The 14,139-nt window shown below is 71.2% G+C and carries 8 protein-coding genes; 7 read left to right on the top strand and 1 reads right to left on the bottom strand.

Annotated elements, in window-relative coordinates:
* Positions 1-7 precede the first annotated feature (7 nt).
* The 3 genes from ACZ6JE_RS05155 (at position 8) to recR (ending at position 8,000) form a co-directional block, all read left to right on the top strand.
* Complete coding sequence (locus ACZ6JE_RS05155; RefSeq protein ID WP_464318359.1) at positions 8-4,846, top strand: beta strand repeat-containing protein; 4,839 nt, start codon at positions 8-10, stop codon at positions 4,844-4,846.
* Positions 4,847-4,980: 134 nt separating this feature from the next.
* Positions 4,981-7,398, top strand: a complete 2,418-nt coding sequence (locus ACZ6JE_RS05150) for a DNA polymerase III subunit gamma and tau (RefSeq protein WP_464318358.1) — start codon at positions 4,981-4,983, stop codon at positions 7,396-7,398.
* A gap of 2 nt (positions 7,399-7,400) precedes the next feature.
* A complete protein-coding gene (recR, locus tag ACZ6JE_RS05145) occupies positions 7,401-8,000 on the top strand; it encodes a recombination mediator RecR (RefSeq protein ID WP_192058695.1) in 600 nt (199 codons plus the stop codon).
* A 7-nt stretch (positions 8,001-8,007) separates the two neighbouring features.
* On the opposite strand, the gene ACZ6JE_RS05140 is transcribed toward recR, so the two are convergent.
* Positions 8,008-8,817 (bottom strand): DUF1206 domain-containing protein, encoded by an 810-nt coding sequence (locus tag ACZ6JE_RS05140; protein WP_464318357.1) that lies wholly within the window; start codon positions 8,815-8,817, stop codon positions 8,008-8,010.
* Between the two features lie 148 nt (positions 8,818-8,965).
* On the opposite strand from ACZ6JE_RS05140, the gene ACZ6JE_RS05135 reads away from it, so the two are divergent.
* From ACZ6JE_RS05135 to ACZ6JE_RS05120, 4 genes are all read left to right on the top strand, one after another.
* A complete protein-coding gene (locus ACZ6JE_RS05135) occupies positions 8,966-10,231 on the top strand; it encodes an aspartate kinase (protein WP_192058691.1) in 1,266 nt (421 codons plus the stop codon).
* A gap of 99 nt (positions 10,232-10,330) precedes the next feature.
* Positions 10,331-11,392, top strand: coding sequence for an aspartate-semialdehyde dehydrogenase (locus ACZ6JE_RS05130; protein ID WP_320478968.1), 1,062 nt, complete (start codon positions 10,331-10,333; stop codon positions 11,390-11,392).
* A gap of 135 nt (positions 11,393-11,527) precedes the next feature.
* On the top strand, positions 11,528-12,955 hold the full coding sequence (locus ACZ6JE_RS05125) for a malate:quinone oxidoreductase (RefSeq protein WP_464318416.1): 1,428 nt from the start codon (positions 11,528-11,530) through the stop codon (positions 12,953-12,955).
* Between the two features lie 54 nt (positions 12,956-13,009).
* On the top strand, positions 13,010-14,107 hold the full coding sequence (locus ACZ6JE_RS05120) for an Rv2578c family radical SAM protein (RefSeq protein ID WP_464318415.1): 1,098 nt from the start codon (positions 13,010-13,012) through the stop codon (positions 14,105-14,107).
* Positions 14,108-14,139 lie beyond the last annotated feature (32 nt).

Below are 14,139 nucleotides of genomic sequence, written 5' to 3'. Positions count from 1 at the left end.
GGCACCCGTGCGACAACTCACTCACCGCGGCCCCCTGGGCACGCTAGGACTCTGGGGGGCGGCCGTCGCCGTGGGGACGCTCGTCGTCACCGCGACGGTGGTCCCCGCCCAGGCGGCACCACCGGACGTCTCCGAGGCGGAAGGGCTCTTCCTCAGCGGGAGCGGCATCGTCGACGTCGACGACGTCGCCGAGCTCGGGGGCGCCTACTCGTCGTACTCGGGCACGACGTCCGCCCCGGTCGTCGACCCGCTCGACCTCACCGCGCTGCAGACGCTCCGCATCCAGGGCGGCGTGCAGCTGCTCGGCGACAACGGCATCCTCGACCTGGGCGCCGTGTCCCAGTACGGCTCGGCGACACCGAGCGGATCGGTGGCGGCCTCGGGGCTCATCACCGAGGGCGGTCTCGTGCAGGCCGGTGACGGCACGCCGGCCCAGCAGGCGTCCCTCGACCTCACCGGGTTCCTGACCCAGGCCCAGATCGCCGGTCTCGCCGACGAGCTCGCGCTCGAGATCGGCGCGATCTCGTCTCGCGCCGAGGCCACCCGCACGAGCACCGGATACACCGTCGACAGCGAGTACCAGGTCGACGGAGCGACGATCGCCCTGCACAGCCCGGCGGTGGAGGCGCTCACCGGCGATCTGACGACCACCATCGACGACCTGAACGACTCGGCCAACGGCGCGACCGCAGATCTCCCCGACACGATCGAGACGGGTGTCCTCGCACCCGTCCGCGGTGCGCTGTCGGTGCTGGGGAGCACCCTCACCCTGGCCGACACGCAGGCCGCCGTCACGGCGAGCGTCGATCTGCCCGCCGCGACCGCTCCCGTCCTCTCGGCGCCGTTGACCAGCGGACCCGTCACCGTCGACCTGTCGACCGGTGAGGTCACGGTCGACGTCGCCGAGCTGCAGTCGCTGAACGACCTGCCGGCGAACACGGAGCTGCTCACGGGAGCCGCCGTCGAGGCGGAGCTCCAGACGGCGCTGTCGACCATCTTCGACACGACCCTGCCCGACTCGCTGAGCACCGCCATCACCGGGGCGATCGACACGACTCGGGTCCAGGCGGTCGTCACGACGACTCCGACCGTGTCGGTGACCCCGCTGTTCGGGGCCGCCACCACGGCGCCCCTCGCCACGCTCACCATCAGGGTCGACACGACGCTCGGCGCCCTGCTCGGGACGGACCCGACCCGGCCGGTCGCGACGTCGACGCTGACGCCGCTGCCGAACTCGGATCCCGCGGTCGAGCTGCTCCTGGTGCCGCTCCGGGCCCTCCTGAACGGCGTCGTGCTCACAGCCGTCTCCGACGCCGTCGAGGTCGCGCTGCCCGGCATAACGCGGCCGGTGCTCGCGCCCGCGCTCGACGGGACCGCGCTCGACGCGGTGGGGGATGTCCTCTCCGCGGCGACGAGCGGAGTCGGCGACGTCCTCAGTCCCGTGCTCGACGTCGTGAACAGCCTCGTCTCGGTGACGGTGAACTCGCAGACCGGTCCCGGTTTCCGCGACCCGGACGGCACCGACACCGGTGCCTCGACCGTCCGTGCACTGCGTCTGGCGATCCTGCCCGACGGTGCGGGCTCCGGCGCGGTGGTCGACCTGGCCAGCGCCACGGTCAACGCGCAGGCGCTCGACGCCCTGACGATCAACACCCCCGACGCCGGTGACGAGTTCGTCGTCCTCGGCCCCGCCACGCAGGCCGCGGTGACGGTGGGCGGTCTGTCCGCACCGGACGCCGTGATCGCCGTGACGATCGGCTCCGCGATCGCTCGGACGACGGCCACCGCCACGGGAACGTGGAGCGTCGTGGTCCCGGGCGTCGCCGTCGGACCGGACCAGACCGTCTCGGCCACCCAGACCGTCGGCACCGGGGCTCCTTCGGCCGCCGTCACCACCGTGATCGACGTGCGGCTCGCCGCACCGGTCGTCATCACGAGCCCCGACGGCTCGGCACCCGTCGTCGTGGCCACGTCCACGAGCACGACGGACGTCACCGTCACCGGGACCGCGGAGCCCGGCGCGACCGTGCGGGTCTCGCTCGGAGCAGGGGCCCCTCAGGCCGCGGTGAACACGGACGGACAATGGACGACGACCTTCACCGGCGTCGGCGTCGGGACGTACGACATCACGCCCGAGCAGTCGCTCGACGGGACGGTGTTCGTCGAAGGTGAAGCGGTCACGATCGAGGTCGAGACCGCCGATGTCGGCACGGACGTCCTCGGCACCGACGTCCTCGGCACCGACGTCCTCGGCACCGATGCGACCGGTACCGTCGCGACGGACAGCGCCGGCACGGACGCCGTCGGGACGATCGCCACGGACAGCGCGGGGACGGATGTGATCGGAACCATCGCGACGGACACCGCTGGTGCGGACGTGATCGGCACGGTCGCGACGGACAGCGCGGGGACGGATGCGATCGGCACCATCGCGACGGACAGTGCGGGGACGGATGTGATCGGCACCATCGCGACGGACAGCGCCGGCACGGACATCGTCGGCACGGTCGCGACGGATTCGGCCGGATCGGACATCGTCGGCACGGCGACCGATTCGATCGGTACGGACATCGCCGGCACGGCGACGGATTCGACGGGCACGGACGTGCTCGGCACGGATGTCGTGGGCACCGACGTGACGGGCACGGACGTGCTCGGTACGGCGGTCGACACGCTCGGCACGGACTCGGTGGCCACGATCGGCACCGACGTCGTGGCGTCGATCGGCACCGACGTGGTCGGCACGGTCGCGACGGACACCGCCGGCACGGACGTCATCGGCACCATCGCGACGGACAGCGCGGGGACGGATGTCATCGGCACCATCGCGACGGACAGTGCGGGTTCCGACGTGATCGGCACGGTCGCGACGGACAGCGCCGGCACGGACGTCGTCGGCACCATCGCGACGGACTCGGCCGGATCGGACATCGTCGGCACGGCGACCGATTCGATCGGTACGGACATCGCCGGCACGGCGACGGATACGACGGGCACCGACGTGCTCGGCACCGATGTCGTGGGCACCGACGTGACGGGCACGGACGTGCTCGGGACGGCGGTCGACACGCTCGGCACGGACTCGGTGGCCACGATCGGCACCGACGTGGTGGCCTCGGTCGGCACCGACGTGATCGGCACGGTCGCGACGGACACCGCCGGGACGGATGTGATCGGCACGGTCGCGACGGACAGTGCGGGTTCCGACGTCATCGGCACCATCGCGACGGACAGCGCCGGCACGGACATCGTCGGCACCATCGCGACGGACTCGGCCGGGTCGGACATCGTCGGGACGGCGACCGACTCGATCGGCACCGACGTGATCGGCACCGCCACGGACACGGCGGGGTCGGACGTGCTCGGCACCGATGTGCTGGGTACTGATGTCATCGGCACGGACGTGCTCGGTACGGCCGTCGACACGCTCGGCACGGATGTGCTGGCGACCGACGTGACCGGCACGCTCGGCACGGACGTGGTGGCCTCGGTCGGCACCGACGTGGTCGGCACGCTCGCGACGGACACCGCCGGCACGGATGTGATCGGCACGGTCGCGACGGACAGTGCGGGAACGGACGTCGTCGGCACGGTCGCGACGGACAGTGCGGGAACGGACGTCGTGGGCACGGTCGCGACGGACAGTGCGGGTTCCGACGTCATCGGCACCATCGCGACGGACAGCGCCGGCACGGACATCGTCGGCACCATCGCGACGGACTCGGCCGGGTCGGACATCGTCGGGACGGCGACCGACTCGATCGGCACCGACGTGATCGGCACCGCCACGGACACGGCGGGGTCGGACGTGCTCGGCACCGATGTGCTGGGTACTGACGTCATCGCCACGGACGTTCTCGGGACGGCCGTCGACACGCTCGGCACGGATGTGCTGGCGACCGACGTGACCGGCACGCTCGGCACGGACGTGGTGGCCTCGGTCGGCACCGACGTGGTCGGCACGCTCGCGACGGACACCGCCGGCACGGATGTGGTGGCTTCGGCCGGCACCGACGTGGTCGGCACGCTCGGCACGGATGTCGTCGGCACCATCGCGACGGACACCGCCGGCACGGATGTCGTCGGCACGGACGTGGTGGCCTCGGTCGGCACCGACGTGGTCGGCACGGTCGCGACGGACACCGCGGGCACCGACGTCGTCGGCACGGCGACCGACACGGCCGGCACCGACACCGCCGGTACCGACACGGCCGGCACCGACACCGCCGGTACCGACACGGCCGGCACCGACACGGCCGGCACCGACACCGCCGGTACCGACACCACTGGCACCGACACCGCCGGCACGGACACCGCCGGCACCGGCACCACGCCCGACGCGCTCTCTGGCGACCACTCCTCCACGGTCCAGATCAAGCGCATCGTCCGCGGCACCGGAGTCGTCCAGACCGTCTACGGCACCGACTTCGTCCCCGGTGAGACGGTGAGCGCGGTCGTCCGATCGACGCCGATCCCCCTGGGTTCGCAGGTCGCCGACGAGAACGGGACGGTCACGTTCCGGTTCGCCGTCGGCGCCGACTTCGAGCTGGGACTGCACCGCGTCGAACTGACCGGCAGCGACTCATCGCTGGTCGAGCCGGAGAACGACAGCACGCAGTTCGTGGTCGTCGACGCGGCCGTCGGAGCGGGTGCGGTCGGAACAGAAGGAGGCGCGGGCATCGTCGTCGGGGCGGGCGGGCGCCCGAGCACCGGAGGCAGCACCCTCGCCTACACGGGACTGGACGCCCTGCCCTGGGCGGCCACCGGCACGGGCATCCTCGTGCTCGGCCTCGGGATGCTGCTGGCCTCCCGTCGCCGCAGCAGGATCGGGACGACGATGCGCTAGAGCCGGGGTCGGTGACGACGGGGGACTCACCCACCTCGTCGTCGCCGCCCATCGAGAGAGGGCCTCGTCCGCAGTCGCGGGCGAGGCCCTCTCGCGAGTAGTCCGCTGTCGGTGGCCCCGGCTACTCTGGTCCCGTGGTCACCGCCTTGTATCGCCGTTACCGGCCAGAGAACTTCTCCGAGCTCATCGGGCAGACGCAGGTGACCGATCCTCTGCGCACGGCCCTCCGCACCAACCGCGTCAACCACGCCTATCTCTTCAGCGGTCCCCGCGGGTGCGGCAAGACCACGTCGGCCCGCATCCTCGCCCGCTGCCTCAACTGCGCCGAGGGGCCCACCGACACCCCGTGCGGCGTCTGCCCGTCCTGCGTCGAGCTGGCCCGAGACGGTGGCGGCTCGCTCGACGTCATCGAGATCGACGCGGCCAGTCACAACGGCGTCGACGACGCCCGAGACATCCGAGACCGCGCCATCTTCGCGCCGGCTCGCGACCGCTTCAAGATCTTCATCCTCGACGAGGCCCACATGGTCACGCCGCAGGGCTTCAACGCCCTGCTCAAGGTGGTCGAAGAGCCGCCGGAGCACGTCAAGTTCATCTTCGCGACCACCGAGCCCGACAAGGTCATCGGCACGATCAGGTCGCGCACGCACCACTACCCCTTCCGTCTCGTCCCCCCGGCGCAGATGCTCGACTACGTGCAGCAGCTCAGCGCGACCGAGAAGGTCGACGCCGCACCCGGCGTGCTGCCCCTCGTGGTCCGCGCCGGCGGCGGCTCCGTCCGCGACACCCTGTCGCTGCTCGACCAGCTCATGGCGGGCAGCGAAGACAGCGGCATCGAATACGAACGTGCCGTGGCCCTCCTCGGCTACACGCACGCCTCCCTCCTCGACGAGGTCGTCGAGGCCCTGGGTGCGCACGACGGCGCGGCCGCCTTCGCGGCCGTCGACCGGGTCGTGCAGACCGGGCAAGACCCCCGTCGCTTCGTCGAAGACCTCCTCGAGAGACTGCGCGACCTGATCGTCGTCGGCGCGACGGCCGACGGGGCCTCCGCCGTGCTCCGTGGCATCACCGCAGACGAGCTCGACCGCCTGCTGCACCAGGCCCGGTCCTTCGGCGCCGCCGAGCTCTCCCGCTCCGCCGACGTCGTCAACCGCGCCCTCACCGACATGACGGGGGCGACGTCGCCGCGTCTGCACCTCGAGCTCATGATCGCCCGGGTGCTCGTCCCCGAGGCCGACGAGACCGAACGCGGGGCGCTGGCCAGGGTCGAGCGCCTCGAGCGTCGCGTCGGCGTCGAGGGCGTCGAGGCGTCGGTCGCGGGTGCGCCTCCCACCGCTCGCACCTCGTCGCCCGCCGCCGCCGCACGCACCGAGTCCCGTGCGACTCAGCCCCCCGCGGCGGCTCGCACGCCGGCACCCGCGGTCGAGTCGACCCCGGTCGCCGGGCCGGTACCCGGTGCCGTCGCCGCCACGGCTTCGGCCGCCTGGGGTGCCAAGACCCCAGACCCGAACCCAGACACACAGCCGGCGCAGGCGGCACAGCCCAGGCAGGCAGAACAGTCGACGCCGTCGGCTCCGGCCGCGCCGACGGCGGCCCACTCGGCGGCGTGGGCACAGACGCCGCCCGTGGTCGACGGCGTCCCCGCCGACCCGGCCGAGCGCGCATCGTCGACGGCCCCGGTCACACTGCAGCAGATGCGCGACAGCTGGCCCGAGATCGTCGAGGTCGTCGAGAAGGCCAAGCGCACCGCGTGGATGGTCGTCGTCACCGCGACGGTGCAGGCCTACGCCGACGACGTCCTCACCCTGACCTTCCCGAGCGCCAGTGACGTCGAGAACTTCAAGAAGCCGCAAGGCGCGGGCGAAGGCGTCAGCGAGCACCTCCGACGCGCCATCCAGAGCGTCCTCGGCGTGACCGTCAAGTACATCGCGCGGGTCGAGGGTGCGCCGTCACGCCCGGCCCCGGCGCCGACGGAGACCCCGGCGACGTCGAACCCCGTGTCGCCGGCCGACGCACCGGCGCCCTCGGCCGCCGAGCCGTCCGCCGCCGAGCCCCCTGCAGACGAACCCGCGGTCACCGAGCCCCCGGCGCCGAGCCGAGCGCCCGCAGCGCCGGCGCCCGCGGCCGCACGACCGGCAGCCCGTCAGGCCGCCTCGCCCGTCACCGGGTGGGACGTCGCGGCGATCCCGCAGACGGCGCCGCCCGAACCCGACGAGCCCGAGCACATCACCGAAGAACCCGACGGCGGAGCCCCGCGGATCGACGCCGATCCGGCACCCGTCGCGGCACCACCCGCGACCGGTCGTCCGTCGGATGGTCCGACGTCGTCGTCGGCATCGAGCAGGGTCTCGACGTCCGGTGCGGGCGCACCGAGCGAACCGTCACGGTCCGGCGCCTCCGCGCCCGAGCGCCGGGCGGCCGCCGGCGACCCCCGACGGGGCATCCCCGCCAACTCGAGGTACGGCGAGGCCGTCGTCCGTGAGATCCTCAACGCCCAGTTCATCGAAGAAGAGACGATCGCTCCCCGCGTCACGCCTCAGAGAAGCGAGTAGTCGTGTACGAGGGCATCGTCCAAGAGCTCATCGACGAGTTCGGCAGACTGCCGGGCATCGGTCCGAAGTCGGCGCAGCGCATCGCCTTCCACATCCTCCAGAGCGAGAACTTCGACACCACCCGGCTCTCCGAGCTGCTCGTCGACGTCAAGACCAAGGTGCGCTTCTGCGAGATCTGCGGCAACGTCACCGAACAGGAGACCTGCGGCATCTGCCGCGACCCCCGACGCTCGCCGGCCACCATCTGCGTGGTCGAAGAGGCCAAAGACGTCCAGGCGATCGAGAGGACGCGCGAGTTCCGTGGGCTGTATCACGTGCTCGGCGGGGCCATCAGCCCCATCGACGGCATCGGACCAGACGATCTGCGCATCCGGCAGCTCGTCCAGCGTCTCGCCGACGACACCGTCCAGGAGGTCATCATCGCCACCGACCCGAACCTCGAAGGAGAGGCCACCGCGACGTACCTGTCGCGAATGCTCTCGCCGTTCGGTCTCCGGGTGACCCGACTCGCCTCCGGCCTGCCGGTGGGCGGCGACCTCGAGTACGCCGACGAGGTCACCCTCGGCCGGGCCTTCGAAGGGCGCCGGCTCGTCACCGAGTGAGGCCCGATCAGAGTCGTGCGCGACGCGCCCGCACGAAGCTGTACAGACCGAAGGCGATGAGTCCGAACGCCACGGCAGTCAGCACGATCGTCCCGAACGGCAGCTCGGCGAGGGCCTTCAGGGCACCGTCGAGACCGGACGCCTCGTCGGGATCCGCCTGCACGGCAGCCACCCCGAAGAGGACGCCGACGACGACGAGCGCGATCCCCTTGGCGACGTAGCCCACGACGCCGAGGGCGATCGTGACCCGACCCGACGGGCCCGACGGCACGACGAGGTCCTCCCGGAACTTCTGCCGGATCCCCTTCACGACCATGTACCCGCCGATGCCGACCACGATCAGGGCCACCACGACGAGCAGCACGACGCCGCCCGGAGTCGCCAGCAGTCGGGCGCTCAGCGACTCCGTCTGATCCGAGCTGTCGCTCGATCCGCCCCGGGCGAACGTGAACGCCGTGAAGCCGACCGCGAGGTAGGCGACGCCCTTGCCACCCTCCTTGACCCGGGCGGCCCAGTCCTCCTTGTCCGTCCCCCGGACGAGAGCGGCCTCCAGGACCTGGAAGAGACCCAGAGCCCACAGCCCGACGACGATCACCCAGAGCAGGGCCATGCCCGCCGGGCGCGATGCGAGCTCCCCGAGCGCGCCTCCCTGGTCGGCCTCGCCACCGCCCCCGAAGGCGATCCGCAGGGCGATCACCCCGATGAGGATGTGCAGCACGCCGTTCATGCCGAAGCCGACCCGCGCGAGGGTCTTCAGGGGGCGGCTGTTCTGCACCCTGCTGGTGGTCTGGCGGGCTTCTGCTGAGGCGTCGGGCATGCGTCAACCGTAGGGGAGCGGAGGTCGGCCCGCCCGGTCCGTTCCGACCCCGGGTCCACCGTGCGTCACACGCCCGCGGCACCGAATAGAATCGGCGGACGCAGGCGCGACGTAGATCCGACGCGCCGTTCCCTCTTCTGGAGTCACCGTGAGCTTGATCGTGCAGAAATTCGGCGGGTCGTCCGTCGCCGACGCCGAGAGCATCAAGCGCGTCGCGAAACGCATCGTCGAGACCCGCAAGGCCGGCAACGACGTCGTCGTGGCGGTCAGCGCGATGGGCGACACGACCGACGAGCTGCTCGACCTGGCCAACGAGGTCAGCCCGATCCCCGGGGGGCGCGAACTCGACATGCTGCTCACCGCGGGCGAGCGCATCAGCATGGCGCTGCTCGCCATGGCGATCCGCAGCCTCGGCGTCGAGGCGCGCTCGTACACGGGCAGCCAGGCCGGCATGATCACCGACGCCCAGCACGGCAAGGCCCGCATCGTCGACGTGACCCCGAAGCGGATCCGCGACGCCCTCGACGCCGGCTACATCGCCATCGTGGCCGGGTTCCAGGGCTTCAACCGCAGCACGGGCGACATCACCACCCTCGGCCGCGGCGGGTCCGACACCACCGCGGTGGCGCTGGCCGCCGCCCTCGACGCCGACGTCTGCGAGATCTACACCGACGTCGACGGCATCTTCACGGCCGACCCCCGTGTCGTCCCCAAGGCGCGCAAGCTCGACCGGGTCACGAGCGAGGAGATGCTCGAACTCGCCGCGGCGGGGTCGAAGGTGCTCTACATCCGTGCCGTCGAGTACGCCAGGCGTCACGGCGTCACCCTGCACGTCCGCTCGTCGTTCAACAACAACGAGGGAACCCTGGTCGTCAACCCGAAAGAGGGAGAGAACGTGGAAGAGCCCATCATCAGCGGTGTCGCCGGTGACCTCAGCGAGGGCAAGATCACCGTCGTCGGAGTCCCCGACGTGCCCGGCAAGGCGGCGCAGATCTTCCGCACCGTGGCCAAGACCGGTGCGAACATCGACATGATCGTGCAGAACATCTCGGCCGCCTCGACGAGTCGCACCGACATCTCCTTCACGCTCCCGAAGTCCGAGGGCGCCGTCGTGCTCCAGGCGCTCGAGTCCGAGCGCGCCGAGAGCGGTTTCGAGTCGCTGCAGTACGACGATCAGATCGGCAAGCTCGCCCTCGTCGGCGCCGGCATGCGCACCAACGCCGGTGTCTCGGCGCAGCTGTTCACCGCGCTGTTCGAGGCGGGCATCAACATCGAGATGATCTCGACCAGCGAGATCCGCATCTCGGTGGTCACCCGGGCCGACACCCTCAACGACGCCCTCCGCGTCGTGCACACGGCGTTCGGACTCGACGGCGACGTCGAGGCCGTGGTCCACGCCGGCACCGGCCGCTGACGCGACCAGCAGAACACCGAGGAGGCGCGGCGCGGCCCGCACCGCGCCTCCTGCCCCGTGAACACCCACCGCACCACCGAGACACCCCAGGAGAAGACGATGGCTGAAGGTCTGCGCGTCGGCGTGGTCGGCGCGACCGGTCAGGTCGGCAAGGTCATGCGACGACTGCTCGACGAGCGCGACTTCCCGCTCGCCGAGATCCGGTTCTTCGCGACGGCCCGCTCCGCCGGCACCACACTGCCGTTCCGCGGTGCCGACATCGTCGTCGAGGACATCGAGACCGCCGACCCGACCGGTCTCGACATCGCCCTCTTCTCGGCCGGCGCCACCGGCTCGCGGGCGCACGCACCGCGTTTCGCCGCGGCCGGCGCCCTGGTCATCGACAACTCGAGCGCCTGGCGGATGGACCCCGAGGTGCCGCTCGTCGTCAGCGAGGTCAACCCGCACGCGATCGGCCAGGCCGTCAAGGGCATCGTCGCGAACCCGAACTGCACCACCATGGCCGCCATGCCCGTGCTCAAGGTGCTCGACACCGAGGCCGGTCTCGAGCGACTGATCGTCAGCACCTACCAGGCGGTCTCGGGCAGTGGGCTCAAGGGCGCCGACGAGCTCCTCGGTCAGGCGCGGGCCGCTCTCGAGCAGGACGCCGCGGGGCTCGTGCACGACGGCTCGGCCGTGACGATGCCCGCCCCCGAGGTGTACGTCCGACCGATCGCCTTCGACGTGATCCCCCTCGCGGGCAGCATCGTCGACGACGGTCTCGACGAGACCGACGAGGAGAAGAAGCTGCGCAACGAGAGCCGCAAGATCCTCGAGCGACCCGATCTGCGAGTCAGCGGCACCTGCGTGCGCGTGCCCGTCCTGACCGGGCACTCGCTGTCGATCAACGCCGAGTTCTCGTCCGCGCTGACCGCCGCCCGCGCCAAGGAGCTGCTCGCCGACGCGCCCGGGGTCGTGCTGACCGACGTCCCGACGCCGCTCGAGGCGGCCGGCACCGACCCGAGCTACGTCGGGCGGATCCGTCAGGACGAGGGCGTGCCCGGCGACCGCGGGCTGGCGCTCTTCATCAGCAACGACAACCTGCGCAAGGGCGCGGCGCTCAACGCGGTTCAGATCGCCGAGATCGTCGCGGCCGAGCGCACCACCACGGTCGGAGTCTGACCGGGCGGGTCGTTGTCTCGACATCGAGACACCCCGCCCGGGCGCCCGGCGGGCCCGCGAGGCCCGGGGCCTAGACTGGCGCTCGTGAACGATGCGAAGAAGCCCGTCGACGTAGCCCTCATCGGTGGTGGCGTCATGAGCGCCACCCTCGGCGCCATGATCAAGCAGCTCGAGCCCGACTGGTCCATCCAGATCATCGAGGCACTCGACGACGTCGCCCTCGAATCGAGCAACCCCTGGAACAACGCGGGCACCGGGCACTCCGCCCTGTGCGAGCTGAACTACACGCCCGAGCGGGCCGACGGGTCCATCGAGACCAGCAGTGCCGTCAAGGTCAACGAGCAGTTCCAGGTCTCGCGGCAGTTCTGGTCGTTCCTCGTGGCCGAGGGCGCCCTGCCCGAGCCCGAGGCGTTCATCAACTCGAGTCCGCACATGAGCTTCGTCTGGGGCGAGAAGAACGTCGAGTACCTCCGCAAGCGCTTCGAGGCTCTCCGCGACCACCCGCTGTTCCAGGGGCTCGAGTTCAGCACCGATCGCGAGCGCATCGCCGAGTGGGCGCCGCTGCTCGCCTCCGGGCGGCCACTCGGCCAGCCGATCGCGGCGACCCGGATCGCCGCGGGGACGGACGTCGACTTCGGGAGCCTCACGCGCCTCCTCGTCTCCGACCTGCAGTCCTCCGGTGCCCGGCTCCGCCTGGGGAACCGGGTGACCGGTCTGAAGCGCCGCGCCGGCGGCGGGTGGACGATCTCGGTCCGCCCGAAGTCGGGTGCCGCGTTCGAGATCGAGGCGGCGTTCGTCTTCGTCGGAGCCGGCGGGGGAGCCCTCAACCTCCTGCAGAAGTCGGGCATCCGCGAGATCGAGGGGTTCGGCGGGTTCCCGGTCAGCGGGGAGTTCCTGCGCACGGACGACCCGGCGATCGTGGCCAGGCATCAGGCGAAGGTCTACGGCAAGGCCGCCGTGGGCTCGCCGCCGATGTCCGTCCCGCACCTCGACACCCGGGTCGTCGACGGGCAGGCCAGCCTCATGTTCGGCCCGTACGCCGGGTTCAGCCCCAAGTTCCTGAAGAGCGGGTCGTGGTTCGATCTCTTCGCCTCGATCCGGCCGCACAATCTCTACCCGATGATCCGTGCCGGGCTCGCGAACCTCTCGCTGGTGAAGTACCTGGTCGGTCAGCTGGCCGCGAGCAAGAGCACGAAGTTCGAGGCGCTCCGCGAGTTCGTGCCCGACGCCGACCCGAAGGACTGGTACCGCATCACCGCCGGTCAGCGCGTCCAGGTCATCAAGAGGGATGCGAAGAAGGGCGGGGTGCTCCAGTTCGGCACCGAGGTCGTCTCGGCGGCCGACGGCTCGATCGCGGGGCTGCTCGGTGCCTCGCCCGGGGCCTCGACGGCCGTGCCCATCATGCTCGACGTCCTCGAACGCTGCTTCCCGTCGCGGATGTCGGCGTGGCAGCCGACTCTCCGTCGCATGGTACCCACCTACGGCACGCCGCTCGCGACCGACGAGGCGAAGGCGGCGGCGACCCTGTGGGCCACCGCCGAGGCGTTGAACATCCACGCCTGATCGGGTCGACGGGGTCGGCTTGACTCCTGTTCGAACATGTGTTCGACTGAGCGCATGCGGTGGAGCGGTCAAGGTGTCGATGTCGAGAAAGACGACGCGTCGCCGCCGCTCGTGCGACTGTCGTCGGTCGTCCGTTCGGTCACGACGCCCGAGTTCGACGGCATCACGTTCCACGAGATCCTGGCGAAGAGCGCGCTGAACCGGGTGCCGGGCGGCGATTCGACTCTGCCCTTCGGCTGGACGATCAACCCCTATCGCGGGTGCAGTCACGCCTGCGTCTACTGCTTCGCCCGACCGACGCACGAGTACCTCGATCTCGACGGCGGCGACGACTTCGACCGCCAGATCGTGGTGAAGGTCAACGTCGCCGAGGTGCTGTCCCGAGAGCTCAGGCGAGCGTCGTGGCAGCACGCCCCTGTCGCCCTGGGCACGAACACCGATCCGTATCAACGGGCCGAGGGTCGATACCGCCTGATGCCCGGCATCATCGCGGCCCTGGCCGAGTCGGGCACGCCGTTCAGCATCCTGACGAAGGGCACGCTCCTGCGTCGCGACCTCCCGTTGCTGGCCGAGGCGGCGCAGCAGGTGCCAGTCGACATCTCGATGTCCATCGCGATCTACGACGACGAGCTCCAGCAGTCCCTCGAACCCGGCACCCCCACGACGGCCGCACGGCTCGCCACCGTCCGCGCGGCACGCGACCTCGGCCTCGACGTGTCGGTCTTCATGATGCCCGTGCTGCCGCATCTGACCGACGGCGTCGACCATCTGCGCGCAGCGCTGTCGGCGGTCCGCGACTCGGGGGCCACCAGCGTCATGTACAGCGCCCTCCACCTGAAGCCCGGTGTCAAAGAGTGGTTCTTCGCCTGGCTCGGCCGCGAGCATCCCGAGGTGCTCGACCGGTACACCGACCTCTACTCGCGGGGCACCTATGCGCCGACGGGGTACCGCAAGTGGCTGGCCGCACGGCTGCGGCCCCTGCTGGCCGAGTACGGCCTCGAACGCGGGCGCACCGACCCGTCGACCGGGTCGACCCGCTCCCGCGTGCACGACGCCCTGGGCGACCGGGCGGAGGCGATCGCCGGGTCGCGCGCCCTTCTCGCGGCCGAGCTGCCGGGCGGAGCTCGCACCGCGCATCCTCGGCTGTTCTGACATCCGTGCCCGGTCGGGGCACAAAACAGGCG

The organism is Frigoribacterium sp. AC759 (genome assembly GCF_979256015.1).
The sequence above is the reverse complement of the archived record's forward strand: the minus strand, read 5'-3'. Positions and strand labels throughout refer to the sequence as shown.